The organism is Belnapia arida, assembly GCF_016773205.1.
In the GTDB taxonomy this organism is placed as follows: Bacteria; Pseudomonadota; Alphaproteobacteria; order Acetobacterales; family Acetobacteraceae; genus Belnapia; species Belnapia arida.
This window is the reverse complement of the sequence record NZ_JAETWB010000014.1, coordinates 57045-77932: the sequence shown is the minus strand read 5'-3', so window position 1 is coordinate 77932 and position 20888 is coordinate 57045. Positions and strand designations below refer to the sequence as shown.

Annotated in this window: 20 protein-coding genes; 8 read left to right on the top strand and 12 right to left on the bottom strand. The window is 69.4% G+C overall.

What is annotated here, in order from left to right; all coding sequences use genetic code 11:
* From JMJ56_RS21095 to JMJ56_RS21070, 6 genes are all read left to right on the top strand, one after another.
* The gene (locus JMJ56_RS21095) at positions 1-831 is read left to right on the top strand and encodes a phosphoenolpyruvate hydrolase family protein (protein WP_202833746.1); all 831 of its coding nucleotides are present in this window, start codon (positions 1-3) and stop codon (positions 829-831) included.
* Between the two features lie 12 nt (positions 832-843).
* Positions 844-1761, top strand: a complete 918-nt coding sequence (locus tag JMJ56_RS36235; protein ID WP_202833745.1) for an SRPBCC family protein — start codon at positions 844-846, stop codon at positions 1759-1761.
* 15 nt (positions 1762-1776) lie between these two features.
* Entirely contained in the window at positions 1777-2835 is a 1059-nt protein-coding gene (locus JMJ56_RS21085) for a sugar phosphate isomerase/epimerase family protein (protein WP_202833744.1), read from the top strand.
* Entirely contained in the window at positions 2832-3980 is a 1149-nt protein-coding gene (locus tag JMJ56_RS21080; RefSeq protein ID WP_202833743.1) for a Gfo/Idh/MocA family protein, read from the top strand. Before JMJ56_RS21085 ends, JMJ56_RS21080 begins: the two co-directional genes overlap by 4 nt.
* 478 nt (positions 3981-4458) lie before the next feature.
* Positions 4459-5007, top strand: coding sequence for a carboxymuconolactone decarboxylase family protein (locus JMJ56_RS21075; RefSeq protein WP_202833742.1), 549 nt, complete (start codon positions 4459-4461; stop codon positions 5005-5007).
* A complete protein-coding gene (locus JMJ56_RS21070; protein WP_202833741.1) occupies positions 4994-5818 on the top strand; it encodes an SDR family NAD(P)-dependent oxidoreductase in 825 nt (274 codons plus the stop codon). Before JMJ56_RS21075 ends, JMJ56_RS21070 begins: the two co-directional genes overlap by 14 nt.
* A 235-nt stretch (positions 5819-6053) precedes the next feature.
* Here the strand turns inward: JMJ56_RS21070 and JMJ56_RS21065 are convergent, their stop codons facing one another.
* Complete coding sequence (locus tag JMJ56_RS21065; RefSeq protein WP_202833740.1) at positions 6054-7133, bottom strand: phosphotransferase; 1080 nt, start codon at positions 7131-7133, stop codon at positions 6054-6056.
* Positions 7130-8371, bottom strand: coding sequence for an acyl-CoA dehydrogenase family protein (locus tag JMJ56_RS21060; protein ID WP_202833739.1), 1242 nt, complete (start codon positions 8369-8371; stop codon positions 7130-7132). Before JMJ56_RS21060 ends, JMJ56_RS21065 begins: the two co-directional genes overlap by 4 nt.
* A gap of 96 nt (positions 8372-8467) precedes the next feature.
* Here JMJ56_RS21060 and JMJ56_RS21055 point away from each other — a divergent pair, with 96 nt between their 5' ends.
* Positions 8468-9466, top strand: coding sequence for an NADPH:quinone oxidoreductase family protein (locus JMJ56_RS21055; protein ID WP_202833738.1), 999 nt, complete (start codon positions 8468-8470; stop codon positions 9464-9466).
* Here the strand turns inward: JMJ56_RS21055 and JMJ56_RS21050 are convergent.
* The 10 genes from JMJ56_RS21050 to JMJ56_RS21005 all read right to left on the bottom strand — a co-directional run bounded on the left by JMJ56_RS21050 (position 9435) and on the right by JMJ56_RS21005 (position 19467).
* Complete coding sequence (locus tag JMJ56_RS21050) at positions 9435-11615, bottom strand: acetate--CoA ligase family protein (RefSeq protein ID WP_202833737.1); 2181 nt, start codon at positions 11613-11615, stop codon at positions 9435-9437. The genes JMJ56_RS21055 and JMJ56_RS21050 overlap by 32 nt on opposite strands.
* Entirely contained in the window at positions 11612-12598 is a 987-nt protein-coding gene (locus JMJ56_RS21045) for a branched-chain amino acid ABC transporter permease (protein ID WP_202833736.1), read from the bottom strand. Before JMJ56_RS21045 ends, JMJ56_RS21050 begins: the two co-directional genes overlap by 4 nt.
* Entirely contained in the window at positions 12595-13461 is an 867-nt protein-coding gene (locus JMJ56_RS21040; protein ID WP_202833735.1) for a branched-chain amino acid ABC transporter permease, read from the bottom strand. The genes JMJ56_RS21045 and JMJ56_RS21040 overlap by 4 nt, the downstream gene beginning before the upstream one ends.
* On the bottom strand, positions 13458-14186 hold the full coding sequence (locus tag JMJ56_RS21035; protein ID WP_202833734.1) for an ABC transporter ATP-binding protein: 729 nt from the start codon (positions 14184-14186) through the stop codon (positions 13458-13460). Before JMJ56_RS21035 ends, JMJ56_RS21040 begins: the two co-directional genes overlap by 4 nt.
* Positions 14183-14956 carry an ABC transporter ATP-binding protein gene (locus JMJ56_RS21030; RefSeq protein ID WP_202833782.1) on the bottom strand — a complete coding sequence of 258 codons (774 nt, stop codon included), beginning with the start codon at positions 14954-14956 and terminating at the stop codon, positions 14183-14185. Before JMJ56_RS21030 ends, JMJ56_RS21035 begins: the two co-directional genes overlap by 4 nt.
* Complete coding sequence (locus JMJ56_RS21025; RefSeq protein WP_202833733.1) at positions 14953-16098, bottom strand: ABC transporter substrate-binding protein; 1146 nt, start codon at positions 16096-16098, stop codon at positions 14953-14955. Before JMJ56_RS21025 ends, JMJ56_RS21030 begins: the two co-directional genes overlap by 4 nt.
* A gap of 90 nt (positions 16099-16188) precedes the next feature.
* Positions 16189-17259, bottom strand: coding sequence for an SDR family oxidoreductase (locus tag JMJ56_RS21020; RefSeq protein WP_202833732.1), 1071 nt, complete (start codon positions 17257-17259; stop codon positions 16189-16191).
* A gap of 1 nt (position 17260) precedes the next feature.
* A complete protein-coding gene (locus JMJ56_RS21015; RefSeq protein ID WP_202833731.1) occupies positions 17261-18244 on the bottom strand; it encodes a Bug family tripartite tricarboxylate transporter substrate binding protein in 984 nt (327 codons plus the stop codon).
* Positions 18245-18290: 46 nt separating this feature from the next.
* Positions 18291-19046 (bottom strand): tyrosine-protein phosphatase, encoded by a 756-nt coding sequence (locus tag JMJ56_RS21010; protein WP_202833730.1) that lies wholly within the window; start codon positions 19044-19046, stop codon positions 18291-18293.
* A 151-nt stretch (positions 19047-19197) separates the two neighbouring features.
* Complete coding sequence (locus tag JMJ56_RS21005) at positions 19198-19467, bottom strand: hypothetical protein (protein ID WP_202833729.1); 270 nt, start codon at positions 19465-19467, stop codon at positions 19198-19200.
* A 199-nt stretch (positions 19468-19666) separates the two neighbouring features.
* Here JMJ56_RS21005 and JMJ56_RS21000 point away from each other — a divergent pair, with 199 nt between their 5' ends.
* The gene (locus JMJ56_RS21000) at positions 19667-20458 is read left to right on the top strand and encodes a helix-turn-helix domain-containing protein (RefSeq protein ID WP_202833728.1); all 792 of its coding nucleotides are present in this window, start codon (positions 19667-19669) and stop codon (positions 20456-20458) included.
* Positions 20459-20888: the final 430 nt, after the last annotated feature.

The window sequence follows — 20888 nt, the reverse complement described above, 5'->3', positions numbered from 1 at the left end:
ATGCCCCGTTTCACCCGCAAGGAGTTGCTGGACCGGTTCAACGCCATGGTCGCGCGGCGCGAGCCGATCATCGGTGGCGGCGCCGGCACAGGCCTCTCCGCCAAGTGCGAGGAGGCGGGCGGCATCGACCTCATCGTCATCTACAACTCAGGACGCTACCGCATGGCTGGCCGCGGCTCACTCGCCGGGCTGCTGGCTTATGGCAACGCAAACGAGACCGTGAAGGAGATGGCGCGAGAGGTGCTGCCGGTCGTGACACGCACGCCAGTGATCGCCGGCGTCAACGGCACCGACCCCTTCGCCATCATGGACCACCTGCTCGATGAATTGAGGGCGCTCGGCTTCGCGGGCGTGCAGAACTTCCCTACCGTCGGGCTGATTGACGGCACTTTCCGCGCCAATCTGGAGGAGACCGGCATGGGCTTCGGGCATGAGATCGATATGGTCCGCCTTGCCCACAGCAAGGACATGCTGACCACTCCCTATGTCTTCGATGCCGATGAGGCGGCGGAGATGGCGAGGGCCGGCGCCGACATCCTCGTCCCCCATCTCGGCCTGACCACCGGCGGCGCGATTGGTGCGCAGACGGCGCTGAAGCTTGAGGATTGCCCGAAGCTGATCGACGAATGGGCAGAGGCCGCGCGTCGTGTCCGCAAGGACATCATCGTGCTGTGCCATGGTGGTCCGATCGCAACGCCCGAGGACGCGACCTACATCCTGCGGAACACCAACAACGTCAACGGATTCTACGGCGCATCCTCGATGGAGCGGCTGCCGACCGAGGTCGCGTTGACCGGGCGCACCCGCGAATTCAAGTCGATCTCTTTCTGAGGGATACACGCCATGGCCCGCGCCTATGCCTCCACCATCCTGGATGCGCCCGTTGAGGCGGTCTGGGACGTGATCCGCGACTTCAACGGCCTGCCCTCCTGGCATCCCGGCATTGCGCGGTCGGAGATTGAGGATGGTCTCGATTCCGACGTGGTCGGCTGTATCCGCCGCTTCCAACTGCAGGACGGCGCAATGGTGCGCGAGCGTCTGCTGAGCCTCAGCGACCGTGACTACAGCTTTTCCTATAATTTCGAGATGCCCGCCTTCCCGGTCACGAATTACGTCGCCCGCGTGCGGCTGATGCCGGTCACCGACACCGACCGCACCTTCGCCGAGTGGGAGGCGGTCTTCGACGAGGCGCCGGAGGACCGGGGCAAGTATGTCGAGATCATCGGCAATGCCGTATTCCAGGGCGGTTGGGATGCGCTGAAGCCGAAGATCGCCAGTTGCAAGGCGCCGGCCGGGGCGAAGCGCTGGGCCGGCTTCCCGCCAAACAAGGTTTGGTGCAGCAGCGTCATCGACGGGCCGGTGGACGCAGTCTGGGCCATCATCCGCGACTTCGCCGGCATGGGCGGCTGGCATGACGACATCACCAGGATGCACATGATCGGCGGCGTTCGCAGCGACAAGGTCTCCGGCACGCGTGATTTCTACTTCGGTGCGGGCCATCTGCACGAGAAGCTTCTGCATCTCGACGACACCGAGCACAGCTTCTCCTACTGCATCACGAAATGCGACATGCCTTGGATGAACTATGTCAGCGGCCCGCGCCTCTGGCCCGTGACGGACGGCAACAGCACCTTCGGTACCTGGACCGGCGATTGGGACGCCTCGGCACGGGATGACGTGACGCTGATCCCGAATACCGAGCAGAACGTGTTCCTCAAGGCCTTTCGCACGGTAAACGAGCGTCACTTCGCAAAGCGCTGACGAGGGGGAATGCGGATGAGGACGATCAAGGGACCAGCAATCTTTCTGGCACAGTTCGCCGGCGACGCCGCGCCATTCGACAGCCTGTCCGAAATTGCGCACTGGGCGGCAGGCCACGGCTACAAGGGCGTGCAGATCCCGAGCTGGGATGCCCGCCTCTTCAACCTCGCGCGGGCGGCGGAGAGCCAGGACTACTGCGACGAGGTCCGCGGCACGCTGGTGAATGCCGGGCTGCAACTGACGGAGCTTTCGACCCATCTTCAGGGCCAACTCGTCGCCGTTCACCCAGCCTATGACATGGCTTTCGACGGCTTTGCTTCATCCGAAGTGCGCGGCAGCCCTGCGGAGCGCCAGCAATGGGCGGTGAAGCAGATGAAGCTCGCCGCCCGTGCCTCGCAGCGGCTCGGCCTCACTGCGCATGCCACGTTTTCCGGCGCGCTCGCCTGGCCCTACGCCTATCCCTGGCCGCAGCGCCCTGCAGGCCTGATTGAGGCCGCATTCGACGAGCTGGCACGCCGCTGGCGTCCGATCCTCGACGAGTTTGACGCGGCCGGTGTGGACGTCTGCTACGAAATCCACCCGGGCGAGGACCTGTTCGACGGCGCCACCTTTGAAATGTTCCTCAAGCGCGTGGGCAACCACCCGCGTTGCAACATTCTCTACGATCCCAGCCATTTCGTGCTGCAGCAGCTCGACTACCTCGCCTTCATCGACATCTATCACGAGCGCGTCCGCGCCTTCCACGCCAAGGATGCGGAGTTCAACCCCACGGGCCGTCAGGGCGTTTACTCCGGCTACGCGCCCTGGGTTGACCGCGCCGGGCGATTCCGCTCGCTCGGCGACGGACAGGTGGATTTCGGTGCCGTCTTTTCGAAGCTCAGCCAGTACGGCTACGACGGCTGGGCGGTACTGGAATGGGAATGCTGCATCAAGGACAGCGAGCAGGGCGCTGCCGAGGGCGCGCCCTTCATCGCCTCTCATATCATCCGCGTGGCCGAGCGCGCCTTCGACGACTTCGCCGCCAGCGGCGTGGATGAGGCGGCGAACCGCGCCATGCTGGGCCTCGCGCGATGAGCGGGCGCATCCGGCTCGGTATGGTAGGTGGCGGGCAGGGTGCCTTCATCGGCGCCGTGCACCGCATCGCTGCGCGGCTCGACGATCAATACGAACTCGTCGCTGGCTCCTTCTCCTCCGATCCCGATCGGGCGCGCGCCAGCGCCTCCGCGCTGCATGTCGCGCCTGACCGCGCCTACGGAAGTTGGCAGGCCATGGCTGCCGCGGAAGCCGGACGGCCGGATGGCGTGGAGGTAGTCTCGGTCGTCACCCCCAACCACCTGCATGCCGATCCAGCCATCGCCTTCCTCAACGCCGGGATCCATGTGATCTGCGACAAGCCGCTCTGCCACACGCTGGACGCAGCGCGGGAGCTGGAGCGCGCTGCGAAGGCCAGCCGCGCGCTCTTTGCGCTAACGCACAACTACACGGGCTATCCGCTGGTGCGCCAGGCGCGCACCATGGTCGCGGAGGGCGCGATCGGCACGGTGCGCATCGTGCAGGTCGAGTATCCGCAGGATTGGCTGACGACGTCGCTCGAAAGCACGGGCCAGAAGCAGGCCGCTTGGCGGACCGATCCGGCGCGCAGTGGCGCCGCCGGCAGTGTCGGCGATATCGGCACCCACGCCTTCAACCTTGCGGAGTTCGTCACCGGTCAGCGGGTCGGCAGCCTGGCGGCTGATCTCGCCGCCTTCGTGCCTGGCCGTCGCCTCGACGACAACGCCCACATGCTGCTGCGCTTCGACGGCGGTGCACGCGGCATGCTCTGGTGTTCACAGGTCGCACCGGGGAATGAGAATGCGCTGCGGCTTCGCGTCTATGGCGAGTTTGGCGGCCTGGAATGGGCGCAGGAGCAGCCGAACCTGCTCGTCCACACTCCCTTCGCGGAGGCGCCGCGCATGATCCGCCGCGGCGGCGCTGGCGCATCGTTCATCGCCGCGCAAGCCAGCCGCATCCCCGCCGGGCACCCCGAGGGCTATCTCGAGGCCTTCGCCCAACTGTACCGCGACTTCGCCGACCAGATCGTCGCGGTTCGCGAGGGCCGCCCACCCGATCCCATGAGCCGGCTCGTCCCAGGGATCGAGGAGGGAATGCGCGGGATGCGCTTCATCGAAGCGGCGGTGTCTTCCGGGCAGGCGGGTGCGGGCTGGGTGTCGCTTGGCTGATCCTGTGTCGGATCGCATCTAATTCTCACCCGCCCGGCTGATCATGTCCGCCGGTTCGCACCGTTGTCCGGCTGTCTGCCACGTCGCCCGCTTGCTCACCAGATCACCACCCCAGTGACGCTGAGATTGGCGACGGCCAGTTCCATGCTCCGCATCAGGCTTCACGAGGAACCTCGACTCTCAGCGTGTCAAGGCAGGCAACGACAGGCGGGCGCCGAGCAAGATGACCACACTCGGAATGATGCGCGCACAATGCCTTGGCGATCATCCTCCTGCCGCAGGTTCGACCATATCGACGCGTTGCCGCCATCTGGCTGCTTCGCCAATATGAGTTTCATGGGGCGACGCGGCGTGGCGGTTGCAACGAGCTGGCGCCGAGACCTGACGGAGCAACGCCCCGGTTGACCCATACAGGGCACTGCTGTTTCGTGGCCAGGCAGAAGCGCCCTGTACGGGGCGACGTGGAAGGAAGCGCCAAATGGCCCGTCTTGCTTATGCCGACCCTACGAAAGCCGAAACGCGCCCGCTGGCAGAGCGCATCATCCGAGAACGCGGCAGCGTGCTGCACCTCTATGCGATGCTGATGCACAGCGGCCCCGTGGCCGAGGGATGGCTGCGCTATCTCACCGCGATCCGGCACGAGTGCCAGCTGTCTGGTGCGCTACGCGAGATGGTCATCATGCGGATCGCCACCCTGAACGGCGCCCCATACGAGGCCGCCCAGCACGCGCCGATCGCCGTGAGGGAGGGGCTGACGGAGCAGCAGGTGGCCGCGCTGACAGACTGGCAGGGCTCCGACCTGTTTGATGAGACGCAATGCGCGGTACTGGCCTACTGCGATGCGATGACGCGCGACATCCGCGTGCCCGACGCGGTCTTCGCCCGGGTGCGCCGCGCCCTGCCGGACCGGGAGCTCGTCGAGCTCACTGCAACGATCGGCGCCTACAACATGGTCTCGCGCTTCCTAGAAGCGCTGCAGATCGACCACCATGACGACATGACGGCATCGGCTCATGCCCAGTCCTGAGCGACGGGCCCTGGAGGGGCAGGTTGCGATCGTCACCGGCTGCGGTTCTCAGGGGCCGGGCTGGGGCAACGGCAAGGCAATCGCCGTCACCTTCGCGCGCGCCGGCGCGGCGGTCTATGGGGTCGATCTTCACCCCGAGGCGGGCCAGGAGACGCAGCGCCTAGTGGAAGGCGAGGGCGGCCGCTTCGTGCTCGGCGTCGGCGACGTGACGCAGCGGGCGACCGTCGAGGCGCTGGTCGCCGACTGCGTGGCGAAGCTCGGGCGCGTCGACATCCTGGTCAACAATGTCGGCCTGTCGCTGCCGGGCGACCCGGCTACGATGGCGGAGGAGGTATGGGACGCGCAGATCGAGGTGAACCTGAAGTCGGCCTTCCTCTGCACCAAAGCGGTGCTGCCCTTGATGGAGAAGCAGGGCAGGGGCGCCATCGTCTCGATCGCCTCCACGGCCGGCATTCGCTACACCGGCAAGCCGCAGGCTGGCTATGCCGCAGCCAAGGCCGGGCTGATCCAATTCAGCCGTGTGGTGGCGGTCGACTATGCGCGGCGCGGTGTCCGGCTCAACTGCGTGCTGCCGGGCCTGATCGAGACGCCGCTCGTCGAGAAGCTCGCGTCCCAATTCGCGAGCCGCGAGACGGGCATCGACCGCGAGGCCTTCTTCCGCCGACGCCACGAGCAGGTGCCGATGGGGCGGATGGGCGAAGCCTTCGACGTTGCCGAGGCTGCGCTGTTCCTGGCCTCCGATGCCGCGAAGTACATCACGGGGACGGAAATCCTCGTCGATGGCGGGCTCTGCGCCGCCGTGCGGAACTGAGTCGCTTATGCGGCTCAAGGGTAGGATGGCTGTCCTCGCCAGCGCGGGCTTCGCCCTACCCGGTTGAAGTGCGGGCAAGGCGCGGCGTGCTTGACGGCAGACGACCTCCGGAACCCCCAGTGATCGATCGGATACCTGGAGCCGCCGGGTGGATGGAAGTTCCGCGGTCCCCATTTCCAAACCCATGACTGCCGTGGCGGGCTTGACCTCCCTTTTCTAGAATCGCCTGGCATGATCAGGCGCCGAGGCGCCGTGCAATCGCCCAGGCGACCTCCGCCATGCCGCGGTAGCGCTCGCGGTAGCCGACGGCGCTCGGATCGGATGCGTTGCCATCCAGCTTGCGCCGCCATACGCCGGCGACGATGGAGGCCAGGCGGAACATCGAGAAGGCAATGAAGACGTCGAGGTTCTGCGGGATCGGGCGGCGGGCGGCGGCGCAGTATGCGGCGACGAACTCGTCCTGGGTGGGGATGCCCGTATCCTCGTAGCCCAGGCCCTGCACCCCCGTCACGCCGGTGGGGCCGGGCGGCATGTGGTAGGTCAGGCAGGCATAGCCGAGGTCGGCCAGCGGGTGGCCGAGCGTGGCGAGTTCCCAGTCCAGCACGGCGACGACGCGCGGCTCGGTCGGGTGGATGATGACGTTGCCGATGCGGTAGTCGCCATGGGCGATGGCGGTCTCGTCGTCGGTGGGGAGGTTGGCGGCGAGCCAGGCGCCGACCTGATCCATCGCCGGCATCTCCTCGACCTTCACCTGCTCCCACTGCCGGATGCCCCGCGCGACCTGGCGCTCCATGTACCGCTCGGTCTTGCCGAAGCCTTCGAGGCCGGCGGCGCGCCAGTCGACGGCGTGGAGCGCCGCCAGCACGCGGGCCAGGTCGTCGTAGACGGCGCGGCGCTCGGCGGGCGCGCCGGTCGTCATGACCCGGTCGGCGAAGATGCGGCCCGCGACGTGGTCCATGACAAAGAAGGGCGTGCCGATGACGGCGGCGTCCTCGCAGAGCAGGCGCATATGCGGCACCGGCACCGCGCTGCCGTTCAGCGCCTGCATGACGCGGAACTCGCGCTCCACCGCATGGGCCGAGGGCAGCAGCTTGCCGGGCGGCTTCTTGCGGAGGACGTAGGCGCCGGACGGCGTCGTCAAGTGGAAGGTCGGGTTCGATTGCCCGCCCTGGAACTGCCGGACGACGAGGCCGGAGCCGTCGAAGCCCGGCAGCCGGCCGGCGAGGTAGCGCGCGAGCGCCGCCTCGTCGAAGCGATGGATGTCCAGCACCGGGACCAGCATCGGGACACCTGGCTGCGGCGTGGCTGGTGTCATGCCGGTGCGCCGGCCTGCGAGTTGCGCGGCGGCTTGTACTTGTTCAGCTCCATGCGGCCGAGCTGGAAGCGGTGCACCTCGTCCGGACCGTCGACGATGCGGAGCGTCCGGGCGGTCTTGAACATGTAGGCGAGCGGGAAGTCCTCCGTCACGCCGCCGCCGCCATGCGCCTGGATCGACCAGTCGATCACCTGGCAGGCCATCTCGCCGGCCGCGACCTTGATTTCGGCGATGTCGGCGCGCGCCTCCTTGTTGCCAACCGTGTCCATGCGCCAGGCGGCGTGGAGCGTCAGCAGCCGGCACTGGTCGATCATGATGCGCGCCTGGGCGATGCGGTCGATGATGACGCCCTGGTCGGCCAGCGGCTTGCCGAAGGGCCGGCGCTGCAGCGAGCGGCGGCACATCAGCTCGAGCGCGCGCTCGGCGAGGCCGATGGCACGCATGCAGTGATGGATGCGCCCCGGGCCGAGCCGCCCCTGCGCGATCTCGAAGCCGCGGCCCTCGCCGAGCAGGATGTTCGAGGCCGGCACGCGGACATTCTCGAACAGCAGCTCGGCATGGCCGTGCGGCGCGTCGTCGAAGCCGAAGACCGGCAGCATGCGCTTGATGGTCAGCCCCGGCGTGCCGCGCGGCACCAGGATCATCGATTGCTGGCGGTACTTGTCCGGGCTGTCGGGCGCCGTCTTGCCCATGACGATGAAGACGGCGCAGCGCGGGTCCCCGGCGCCCGAGGACCACCACTTCCGCCCGTTGATGACGTAGTCGTCGCCCTGCCGCTCGATCCGGGTCTGGATGTTGGTGGCGTCGGAGGAGGCGACATCGGGCTCGGTCATGGCGAAGCAGGAGCGGATCTCGCCGGCGAGCAGCGGCCGCAGCCAGCGCTCCTTGTGCTCCTCCGTGCCGTAGCGCTCGATCGTCTCCATGTTGCCCGTATCGGGCGCGGAGCAGTTGAACACCTCGCTCGACCAGGGGATGCGGCCCATGATCTCGGCAAGCGGCGCGTATTCGAGGTTGGTGAGTCCGGCACCATGCGTCGATTGCGGCAGGAACAGGTTCCAAAGCCCTGCCTCCTTCGCCCGTGTCTTCAACTCCTCGACGATGGGGATGGGCTGCCAGCGATCGGGCATGGCGGCGTGCTGCTCGTGGTGCAGGTGGTCGTTCGGGATGATGTGCTCGTCCATGAAGCCCTGCAGCTTCATGCGCAGCTCCTGAACCTTCGGGGAGAAGCTGAAATCCATGGGACGTTTCCTTCAGTCGTTCGATGGGCAGGCTTGTGTGTCTGGGCGCGCGTGTCCAGTCTTCTGACGATGCAGAACGACCGGAGGGACGCAAAGATGAAGTCCGTGCTGTGCCGCGAATTCGGGCCGCCCTCGAGCCTGGTGGTGAGCGAAGTGGACGAGCCCGTGCCGGGCGCCGGCGAGGTGCTGGTGCATGTCGAGGCCTGCGGCGTGAACTTTCCCGACACGCTGATGATCCAGGGCAAGTACCAGCAGAAGCCCGCCATGCCCTTCGCGCCGGGCGGCGAGGTGTGCGGCACCGTTGCGGCGCTGGGCGAAGGCGTGCCGGGGCCGGCGATCGGCACGCGCGTGGCGGCGCTGATCCCTTATGGCGGCTTCGCCGAGGCCGTGGCGGTCGAGGCGGGGCGCCTCGTGCCCGTGCCGGAGGGCGTGGCGCCGGATGCGGCGGCCGCGGTCTGCGCAGCTTACGGCACGGTGCTGCATGCGCTCGAGGACCGCGGCTCGCTGAAACCCGGCGAGACGCTGCTGGTGCTCGGCGCCGCGGGCGGCGTCGGCATGGCGGCGATCCAGATCGGCAAGCTGCTCGGCGCGCGGGTGATTGCGGCCGCCTCCTCGGCGGAGAAGCTGGAGGCCTGCCGCGCGGCCGGGGCGGATGGGCTGGTCGACTACACCCGCGACGGCTGGCGCGACCAGCTGCGCGAGCTGACCGGGGCGCGCGGGCCGGACGTGGTGTTCGACCCGGTGGGCGGCCCCTATGCAGAGCCGGCGCTGCGCTCCATCGGTTGGCGCGGGCGCTACCTGGTAGTGGGCTTCGCGGCCGGCGAGATCCCGCGCATCGCGCTCAACCTCGCTTTGCTGAAGAACTGCGCCATCATCGGCGTCTTCTACGGCGAGTTCGTGCGGCGCGAGCCGGAGAACAACCGCGCCATGCTGGCCCGGCTGTTCCAATGGGTGGCGGAGGGCAGGCTCGTGCCCGCCCTGTCGCACCGCTTCCCGCTGGAGCGGGCCGGGGAGGCGCTCGAGCTGCTCATCAACCGGCGTGCGGTGGGCAAGCTGCTGCTCGTCACGCATGCGGGGGATGGCCCCCCGCGCTGAGGCCGATCAGCGCGTCGACTGCAACGAGGCGCGGCCCGGCGCAGATCACCGGGTTCACATCGATCTCGGCGATGCGGTCGGCATGGTCGGCGGCGAGTTCCGAGACGCGCTGGACGATGCCGGCCAGCGCGTCCAGGTCGACGGCGGGCATGTTGCGGAAGCCGGAGAGCAGTGCCGCGCCCTTCAGCCGCCCGAGCATGGCGCGCGCCTCCGCATGGCCCACGGGGGCGAGGGCGATGGTGCTGTCGCGCAGCAGCTCCACCAGGATGCCGCCCAGGCCGACGAGCACGGTTGGGCCGAAGAGCGGGTCGCGCCGGGCGCCGACGACGATCTCGATTCCCTGCGGCACCATGGGCTGCACCAGCACGCCGTTGATCGGGGCGTCCGGCGCGTGCCTGCGGGCATTCGCCATCACCGCGGCGAAGGCCTCGCGCACGGCCTCCGCGCTGCCGAGGTTGAGGCGGATCACCCCCGCCTCGGTCTTGTGCGGCAGGGCCGGGCTCTCGACCTTCAGCACCACGGGGTAGCCGGCCGCTTCGGCAGCGGTGACGGCGGCCTCGGCATCGGTGGCGAGGGTTTCGGCAACGACCGGGATGCCGTAGGCGGCGAGGACGGACTTGGCCTCGCGCTCGGTCAGCACGGCGCCTTGGGCGGCATCGAGCAGCGATGCGGCTGCGGCGCGGGCCTCCGGCGGCGCGGCGCGGGAGACGACGGCGGCGCCGGCGCGGCGCTTCGCATCGCGCGCGTGCCAGGCGGCGATGGCGGCCATGCAGCGGTCCATGGAGCGGAACAGCGCGACGCGTTCCTCGCCCTCCGCCTCGCGCGCGCCGGGGCCTTCCAGCCATTGCGTGGTCCAGACCACGCAGGCGGCCTTGTCGTGCTTGGCGGCGAGCTCCCCCATCACGCGGAAGCGCGGCGTCGCCACGTCATAGGCATAGCCGTTCGGCACCAGCACCACGCCATAGGCCGGGTCGGCGAACAGCGCATCCATGCAGTCGCGGAGCGAGTTCGGGTCGGTCAGCACCTGGGCCGTGACGTCGCAGGGGTTGCGGGCCGAGCCGAATTCGGGGATGCGCGCCTCCAGCACGGCGCGGGCCTCGGGGCCGGGCTGCGGCAGGGCGACCTCGCGCGCCTCGGCGCGATCCGCCGCCATGATGGCGGCGCCGCCCGAGGTGGAGACCACGGCGACGCCGGGCGCCCGCGGCGTGCCGGCCTTGCTCAGGAAGCTGGCGAGCTCCAGCAGCCCCTCGAAGCTTTCGGAATGCACCATGCCCGCCCGCTCGAAGGCGGCGCGGTAGACGGCATCGGCCCCGGCGAGCGAGCCGGTATGCGACATCGCCGCCTGTGCACCCTGCTCGCCCGTGCCGAGCTTGTGCACGACGACGGGCTTGTCCTGTCGCCAGGCGATCTCGGCGGCCTCGATCAGCCGTCCGGGCTCGGCCATGCCTTCGAAGAGCAGCGCGATGGCCGAGCAGCCCGGATCCTCCGCCAGCGCCGCGACGAGGTCGGCGACGTCGACATCGCCGGAATTGCCGCAGGTGAGCACGCGTGAGACCTGCACCCCGGCCTCGACCGACTGGGCGAGGGCGAAGCCGAGATTGCCGGACTGGCTGACGATGCCGATGGCAGGGCGCGTCGGCGGCGCGGCGGGGCGCGGGATGGCGGTGAAGGAAATCTCGGCGCCGCGCATGTAGTCGGTGAGGCCGAGGCAGTTGGGTCCGACGAGCCGCACGCCACCCTCGCGTGCCATGGCGACGAGGCGGTGCTGCAAGGCGATGCGATCGGGCTTGCCGGTCTCGGCGAAGCCCGCGGCATACATGACGAGGGCGCCGACGCCGGCGGCGACGCAGTCCTGCACCACCGCCTCGCAGGCCCCCATCGGCGTCGCCGCCACCACCATGTCCGGCACTTCCGGCAGGGCGGCGATGGAGGGGAAGCAGGGCCTGTCGCCGAGCGTCTCGTAGCGCGGATTGATGAGGTGGAGCCGGCCGGCGAAGCCCGCGAGGTTGCGCGCCGTGCGCTCGCCGAAGGAGCCGGCCCGGGCAGAGGCGCCGACGACGGCGATGCTCCCCGGCTCCAGCAGCCGGAGCAGGTCGGCGCGGCGATAGACCGGGCGGCGGGTGGGTGCGGAGAGGATGTCAGGGGTCATGGCTGCACCACCGGCTTGGTGTTCGGCGCGCCCATCAGCGTGGCGCGGCGGGGTTCGACGAGGCGGCGCAGCGTGGCATCGATCCCGCCGGGCAGGACCGCCAGCGCGATCACGAGCGCGCCGCCCAGGATGATGGCGTTGACGTCGCCGCCGAAGGACAGGAAACGCTCCTGCCCGACGACCAGCGCCGTGCCGATCAGCGGCGCGAGCAGGCGCCGGCGGCCGACCAGCACCACGGCGGTCAGCATCAGCACGAGGAAGTAGGTCTCGAAGAGGTCCGGCCCGACATAGGCGCGCTGATAGGCGTAGAGCCACCCGGCCGCCGCGCTGAAGGGCGCCGAGAGCACGAAGACGGCGAGCCGCACGCGCCGCGGCTCGATCCCCGACATGGTGGCGAGGCGCGGGTTGAGGTGCACCATCATCGCCATGGCGCCGAGGCGGGAGCGGCGGAACTGCCGGATGGCGTAGAGCGTGACGAGGAGCAGCGCGAAGGCGACGGGCCAGAGCTCGACGTCGTTCGTCGCGGCGAGGTGCAGCGGGCCGACCGAGAGATCGAGCGTCGGGATGCCGGAGACGCCGTCCGAGCCGCCGAGCACGCTCCAGTTATGCGCGATCGCGGCGGCGACGACCGTCGCGGCATAGGTGACGAGGGAGAAGACGAACTCCCGCAGCTTCAGCGTGACCAGGCCGAGCAGCAGCGCGATCAGCGCGCCGCTCGCCAGCGCCGCGCCGAGCGTCACCCAGGCGCCGGCGCCGAGTCGGGTCGACAGCAGCCCCGCGGCATAGGCGCCGGCCGCGAAGAACACGGTATGGGCCAGGCTGACCTCACCGAGGTCGGAGACCACGATGTCGAGCCCGTAGGCCGCGACGGCCATGATGGCGATGACCGCGAAGGCGCCGTGCACGCCGCCGATCCAGCCTGGCAGGAGGAAGACGAGGACGGCCGCGACGGCGAAGGCCGCGGCACGAAGCGGCGCGGTCACCGGCTGGCCCTCCCCATGGCGAGGCCGCTCGGGCGCAACACCAGCACGACGATCAGCACGAGGAAGGCGGCCGTGGTGGCATAGGCGGGCGAGACGAAGCCACCGAACAGCGCCGTGAAGATGCCGAGGCCGAGCCCGGCGAGGTAGCTCCCGGCCACCGAGCCGATGCCGCCCAGCACCACCACGACGAAGGTGATGATCACCTCCTCGAAGCCAATATTGGTGAGGATGGGCGTGCGCGGCGCGACCAGCGCGGCGGCGAGCGCGACCGCCGCCCCCTCGAAGGCGAAGACGGCGAAGTAGACGCGGCGCACGTCGATGCCGGCGAGCTGCGCGAGCTTCGGATCCTCGGCCACCATGCGCGCGGTGCGGCCGAGCGAGCCGCGCTCCAGCACCAAGTAGAGGAGGAGGAAGAACAGGATGGCGACGACGACGATCGCCAGGTCCTGCGCCGTGACCCAGGAACCGGCGACCTCGAACTCCACCCAGCTCAGCGGCGTCTCCAGCACCTGCGGGTTGCCGCCGAAGACGAGGCCGGCGACGCCGCGCATCATGTGCCCGAAGCCGAGCGTCACGATCATGATGGAGACGAGGTCCTGCGCGAAGGTGAGGCGCAGCATCGCCGCCTGCATGATCAAACCGATGACGACGCCAGCGGCGACCGCGACCCCGATCGCCACCGGATAGGGCAGGCCGAGCGCCGCGACCGACCACCAGGTGACGAAGGCCGCCAGCATGTAGATCTGGCCATGGCCGAAATTGACCAGCCGGGCGACGCCCAGCAGCACGGTCCAGCCGATGGCGATCAGCGCATAGGCATGGCCGAGCACGATGCCGTTGATGAGCTGCTGCACCAGGTTCATGCGGCGGCCTCCCCCAGATAGGCCGCCAGGATGCGCGGGTCGTCGCGCATGGCGGCGGCCGGACCCGAGGCCAGGATGCGCCCGCGCTCCAGCAGCACGAGGCGGTCCACCACCTCGATCGCAGCGCGGACATTCTGCTCGACCAGGAGGACTGAGAGCTTTTCGTCGACGAGGTCCCGTACCGTGCGCAGCACGTCCGCCACGAGGCGCGGGGCGAGGCCGATCGAGGGTTCGTCCAGCAGCAGGGCTCGCGGGCCGAGGCGCAGGGCGCGGGCGATGGCCAGCATCTGCCGCTCGCCGCCAGAGAGCATGGAGGCGTGGTGGTGCAGCCGCTCCTTCAGGCGGGGGAAGAGCGCGTAGATCTCCGCCTCGTCATGGGCGCGGCGGTTGCTGCCGCGCGGCGCCTGGGCTGCGGCGAGGTTGTCCTCGACGGTGAGGCGCATGAAGACGGCGCCCCCCTCGGGTACCAGGGTCAGGCCGCGGGCGACGCGGGCGTGGGGCGGCAGATGGCCGATCTCCTCGCCGTCGAGGCGGATGCTGCCGCTGACGCTCGGCGTGCCGCGCGACCAGCCGAGCAGCGCGTTCACCAGGGTCGACTTGCCCGCACCGTTGGCGCCGACCACGCCCACCAGCTCGCCGGGCTTGAGCGCGAGATGCGGGATGTCGAGCGCGAGATTGCCGCCATAGGCGACGCGGAGGTTGCGCGCCTCGAGGACCGGGCTCATGCCGCCTGCCCCAGATAGGCTTCCAGCACGCGCGGGTCGGCCTGGATCTGCTGCGGCGTGCCGTTGGCGATGCACCGCCCCTGCTCCAGCACCACGATGCGGTCGGCGACCGACATGATGAGGTCCATGTGGTGCTCGATCACCACCAGGGCGATGCCCTCGCCCCGCAGCGAGCGCAGCAGCGCGATGAGCCGGGCCATGTCGGCGCCGCCGAGGCCGGCCGCCGGCTCGTCGAGCATCAGCACACGGGCGCCGCGGCCGAAGGCGAGGGCGATGGAGAGCATGCGCTGGCTGCCATAGGGGATGTTGCCCGGGCGCAGTCCGTGCATCTCGCGCGGCACGGCGAAGCGCTCGAGGATCGCCGCCGCCTCCGCCTCCAGCGCGTGGCGGCGGGAGGCCTCGCGCCAGGGCAGGGCGAGGCTTTGCAGGAGGCCGGTGCCCGCTTCCCGCGCCAGCACGGCGACCATGTTGTCCCGCACGGTGAGGGCGGCGAAGAAGGCGTTCTGCTGGAAGGCGCGCTTGAGGCCGCGTTCGGCGAGGCCATGCGGCGGCACCGCCGTCACCTCCTCACCGCTGATCCAGACGCGCCCCGAGCGAGGCGCCATGTTGGTGGTCGCGTCGTAGCAGGAGCTCTTGCCCGCGCCGTTCGGCCCGATGATGCCGAGGATCTCGCCGGGCGCGACCTCCCAGGAGACGCCCTCGAGCGCCACCAGGGCGCCGTAGCGCACGCCGAGCCCCTCGACGCGGAGCGCCGGCGCGGGCCCGCTCACGCCCGGACCTCGATCTTGCCGTCCTTCACCGTGAAGAGGTGGTGGGAGGAGCCGAGCTGGCCGTCCTTGAAGGCCACGTCGCCGAAGATCGTGCCCTTGAAGGCGCCGTTGCGGATATGGGCGCCGAGCTTCTCACGGTCGAGCGTCTTGAGCTCGTTCGCCGCCGTGGCCCAGACCTGCAGCGAGGCGGCGCCGAGCGCCATGAACTTGTCTGGCGTGTAGCTGATCTTCTCCTCACCGCGGCGGACGAAGTCCTGGTTCACTGGGTTGGAGGCGAAGGGCTCGACCTTCGGGAAGTAGATGTCGGCGCCGACGATGCCGTTGGCCGCATCGCCCGCGACGGAGATGACGCTCGGGGCGACGGTGCCGACGGCGGTCACCAGCTCGCCCTTGAGGCGCATCTGCCGTGCCTGGCGGAGCAGGGCGGGCAGGCCGGAGCCCTCATTCGCGTTGATGGCGACGACCGCGTCGGCATTGCTGCCGCGGATACTGGTGAGCGCCACGCGGAAATCCACCTGGGTGAAGGGGAAGCGCTCCTCAGCCACCTTCTCATAGGTATGGCCATTGGCCTTCAGCATGCCTTCGATCGCGGCCTGGGCGCCGTTGCCATAGGCATCGTTCTGGGTGAGGAAGGCGATGCGCTTGGCGCCGGTCGCCTTCAGGTGGTCGGCGATGACCTGCCCGTCCTGGGCGTTGGAGGAGTTGAGCCGGATCGCCAGCGGGTTGCCGCCGCCCGTCAGGATCTGGTCCGCCTTGGAGATGGCGGTGATGTCGAGCACGCCGGCCCGGGCGATGACGGTCTGGATCGCCAGGGTCACGGGGCTGTTCCAGCCCTCGATGATGACCGAGACGCCCTCGCCGATCAGCTCGTTGGCGCGGCTGACGCCGACCGCGGGCGTCGATTCGTCGTCCCGCCGGATGACCTCGACCTTGCGGCCCATGACGCCGCCGGTGTCGTTCACCATGCTGGCGGCGATGCCGATCGCCTCGCAGACATGCTGGCCCTGCACGGCGGTGCCGCCGCTGAGCGGAAACAGCGCGCCGACCTTGATGGGATCGGCGGCGCGGGCGAGGCGCGGCGCGGCGAGGGATGCGGCGCCGATGGCGCCCAGCTGCAGGAAGCCCTTGCGGGATATCAACATCGGAACGTCCTCCATGGCCGCCATGGTTTTCCATGGTCGGGGTCCTTGCCCGGGAGAAGCCGCCCCGGGCACGCGGGAAGGCGCTTCAGGTCATGGCGGCAGGATGCGCTGGCGCTGCAGGTCGCGCAGCCACCATTCCAGCATGGCGGCGCTGTCGATGCAGTCGTGGAATCCGGCCTGTCGGATCTTGATGGTGCTCACCAGCGAGGCTGCCTGGTCGTCGCGGCTCCAGGCGAAGTCGGCGAATTGCCAGGACGCGCCGACCAGCTCGCGGAGCGTATGGGGCTGCAGCTGGTGGTCGCGCACGATCCGCTGCCACACGGCCTCCTTGTCCGACATGATGACCGGCAGCGACATCGGGTGCGGCGCGCCCTGCTCCATGCCGAAGACGCGGGCGACGACCGGGAACAGCCCGCGCCAGGTCAGCGTGTCGCCGTTGGTCACGTTGAAGATCTGGTCCCGCGCCGCCTCGCTGCGGCCGGCCCAGGCGATGGCCGAGGCAAGGAGCCGCGCATCGGTGATCTCGGTGACGCGGTCGCCCTTGCCGGGGAAGACCAGCGGCAGGCCCATGGCGCGGCTGATCGCGGCATAGGCGCCGGTTGCCGTCAGCATGTTCATGGCGCTGCCGAGGGCGAAGCCGATCACCGCCTGCGGGCGGAACACCGTCCAGTGCCAGCCGCGCCCGCGCTGGCGCTCGCGGAGGTAGTCCTCCTGCAGCCAGTAGAAATTGGGGTGGATGTGGCGCGGCGCATCCTCCTTGCCGGGGATGGGCATCTGCCCGAGATGCACGCCATAGGCCTTGGTGCCCTGCAGCACGGAGATGTGGCGCAGGCCGCTGTCGCCGTCGCCCTCCAGCGCCTCGACGCAGTTGGCGAGCATGCGGCGGTTGGTCTCCATCTGCTCGGTGTCGAGCCAGCCGGCGCGGAGCTCGGGCTTCTCGTAGAGCGCGCTGTAGACGAGGTGCGTCGCGCCGAGGCCCGACAGGGCCTGCCGGCAGGCGGCGGCATCGGTGAGGTCGACGGAGAGGAAGCGCGCGCCGGTGCCCTCCGGCGGGGCGCGGCGCGAGAGGCCGATGACGTCCCAGCCATCGGCAACGTAGCGGTCGAGCGCCGCGCGCCCGACCAGCCCCAGCGCGCCGGCGATGATGACCGTGTTGCGCATGTCAGGCCGGATTGCTCTTGGCGAGGCGCGTGACGAGGTCGCGCCAGCGGTCGCGGTCGCGCTGCAGGTAGCCGGCATAGTCCTCCGCCGTGCCGCCCATTACGTACTGGCCCTCGTCCAGCAGGCGCTTGCGCAGGTCCGGCGCCTGCATCGCCTGCTGCGCCGCGGCATTCAGCCGGGCGATGGCGGCGGGCGGCGTGCGGGCGGGGACGAGCAGGCCGAAATGCGTCTGGCAGACCATGTCCGGCCCGCGCTCGGCAAAGTTCGGGATGTCGGGCGTGACCGCCAGCCGCTCGCCCTTCTCGCCGGTCCAGCCGATGATGGTGCCGCGCCCGGCGCGCAGCGCCGCCAGCGAGGAGGAGCCGCCGACCGAGATCACGTCCAGCGTCCCGCTCATCAGGTCGGTGAGCTGCTGGGCATCGCCGCGGTAGGTGATCTCCTGCATCTTGATGCCGAGACCCTCCATCACGACGACGGCGGCGAGGTTGTTGAAGCTGGTCGGGCCGTTGGAGCCGTAGTTCAGCTGGCCGCCGCGCGCCTTCGCCAGCGCGATGAAGCTCTCGATGTCATGCGCCAACCCCTTCCGCACCACGATGCCGAAGGGCAGCGTCGTGACGAGCGCCACCGGGGCGAAATCCTCCGCCTTGTAGGGAAGCTTGTCCGGCAGCAGCGGGTTCAGCGTCATGGTGGTGCCGGAGGCCATCAGCATCGTGTGGCCGTCCGGCTCGGCGCGCGCGGCGGCATCGGCGCCGATGGCGGTCTGCGCGCCGGGCTTGTTGTCGACGATCACCGGCTGGCCGAGCAGGGGCGCCATCTTCTCCGCCATGGTGCGGGCGGCGACATCCGTCGCGCCGCCCGGCGGGAAGGGGACGATCATGGTCACGGGACGCGACGGGAAGCCGCCGCTCGCCGCGACCGCGGGCATGGCGAGGGGTCCGGCGATGGCCAGCCCGGTCGTCCCGCGCAGGAAATTCCTTCTGTCCATCCTTCGTCCCTTCGTTGCGGGCCGCTTGGTGCGGCCCGCCTTGGCCTTATTCCAGCATTTGGTCGCGGAGCGCGGCGAGCCGCGCCGCATCCAGGCCGAGCGAGGCGAGGAAGGCCTCCTCGCTGTCGTGCCCGGTGAGGGCGATCTCGATCGCGCCCTCCAGCAGCGGCCGGTGCGCGCGGGTCAGCGCCTCGGCGACCTCCGGCGGCGTGCCCTCGGGCAGCGCGTGCTCGCGGCGCCAGAAGCGGTTGGTGGCGAGGTAGTCCTCGACGATGTCGTCGCGGGCGACGCCGAGGGCCATCAGCAGCAGCGCCGTGCCGAAGCCGGTGCGGTCCTTGCCGGCCGAGCAGTGGAAGGCGAGCGGCCGCCGCGCCGGATCGGCGACGAGCGCCAGCAGCCGGCGATAGATCGGCAGCTTCTCCGATGCATAGGCCGCATAGGCGCGGCCGAGCAGCGTCAGCACGTCCTCGCCCGTGGCGCGGCCGGTGGCCAGGATGTCGCGCAGGGAGGCGCCGACCGTGGGCTCGATCGGCAGCGCCACCACTTCCGGCCCGGGAGAGGGCAGGCGGGAGGGCGCCTTGGCGCTCTCGTGCACGCCGCGTAGGTCGACGATGGTGCGGAGGCCGAGCGTCACGAAGCGGGGCAGGTCCTCGTCGGTGAGGCCGCTCAGCGAAGGGGCGCGGTACACCTGGCCGAAGCGCACCCGCCGCCCGCCATGCGCGGCATAGCCACCGATGTCGCGCATGTTGGTGCAACCCTGGAGCTGCACTCGCCGGGGCAGGACCTCGGCGCTGCCCGTCACCGCAGTGGTTCCTGAACTTCAGGCGACGCGTCCTGATCGAACTGCCCCCCACTTCTCCGTGCGGCGCAGGCGCTGCGTCGCGCCGGGACGCTCCCAGCCGGCGCGGCCAGCTGCTTGTGATGCCATGAAAGCAAGAAGCTACTCATGCAGCTCAATCCAGATCACTGGGGAGGACGGTGCCTCGTACGAACAGCAAGCTGCCGGAGGCACCTTGCACTGGAAAGGCGTGGTCGTGGAGATCGGCTTGGCGCAGGGCGGCGTCGAAGCGCAGCCGGCTGATGCGGAGGTCTCCGGCCGGCAGGTCTGCAACGACTTCACGGCCGACGACGTTGGGTACGGCGTAGGCGCCTTGGTTGACGCTGATTGCCGCCCCGCTCACGCTGGCGCCGCCTGTCGGCAGGCGCCGCTTCCCAGCAGCCATTCGGCGTTTCCTCCCGTACTCTGACCTCAAACTCACCGATCCGATGCCGGCCGGCCGGCCGTTTCAAGCTGGACTTCCGCCCTGTCGGCTCCTACTTTCGAGGCCAATTTCAACAGGTGAAATTTAATTTCAGACGAACTATGGCATGGGGTTGCAGCGATGCAAACCTGGAAAGCGCAGTCTCAGGCAATGAGGCGTCATGATGCCATCCTATGAACCCGTAGCTGCCCTCCTGCGGGGCTTGGAAGTGCTGCGGATTGTGAACCGCCTGTCGGAGGCCGGCGTCTCCGAGATCCATCGGCTCACGGGACTCAACCCGCCAACGATCGTGCGCATGCTCGAAACACTGATCCACGCCGGTTATGTGATACGCCACCCCCAGCTGCCGCTTTATTTCCCAACCGGACGGACCCTGGAACTCTGTGCGGGCTACACCCTGCACCGGGAGGTCGGCATCGCCGCGGCGCCGGTGATGACCCGGCTGCGTGCCAGCATCGGCTGGCCCTCCGACGTCGCGGTGTTCGATGGCGATGCGATGGTCGTGGCACATACAAGCCGCGGCGAGGGGCGCTTCATGTTTGAGCGCCGCACCGGCTTCCGTGCCCCGGTGCTCGCCACCTCCCTTGGCCGGGCCTTCCTCGCCTTCTGCGCGCCACCCGAACGTAATCACGCCATTACGCTAGCGGCGCGTTCGCCTGAGCCATGGAACGTCCTGGCGCATGATCCGGACGCGGCGGATGCCGCCTTCGCGGCCATCCGCGCGGCAGGTTACGCCGCGATGGACGACGCTTATGCCGCCCGAGAATACAGCGGCCTCGCCAGCGCGGTCGCCGTGCCCGTTCTGGTGGGCGAGGTCGCAGTAGCCTCGTTGAATCTGATGTATTTGCGCGATGTTACTGACCGCAGTGCGGTGGTGGACAGGCTTCTGCCGGTGCTGCGGGAGGCGGCGGTGGAAGTAGGCTTCGCCCTGGCAAAGCTGAGGCGGGCTTGAATCACCGCGGAGGAGAGGTCTGGGGCGTTGTGGAGTTTGCCCTCATCAGCTTGGTCTTCATTCTTATCGGCTGCAGCTGCGCGGCATCGTCGCGCGCTTGGTTGATGATGATTTCTGGCAGCTCGCATGGCTGGCACCGGCCATGTCGACGACCCTGATCGTGAGCCCCTTCGTCCGGTTTTTCGCTGCAGCTTGGCTGCCCCGTGGTCCTGTCCACCTTCATCACGGAAAACCCCGAAGCATTCAACGAGAATCCGCTATGGCTTTGGGAACGCCTGGTTGCGAGCCGTATGCCGGGTCTGAGCTTGTCGAGACCATCTGCGGACCTCAGGCGCTCCGCAGTCTCAGCCGGCCTACCCCAGCACGATCAATCTGCTACGAAGTGGCGGTTGGCTGCGGCGCATTGGCTGCGGAGGCGAGGGCAACGTTG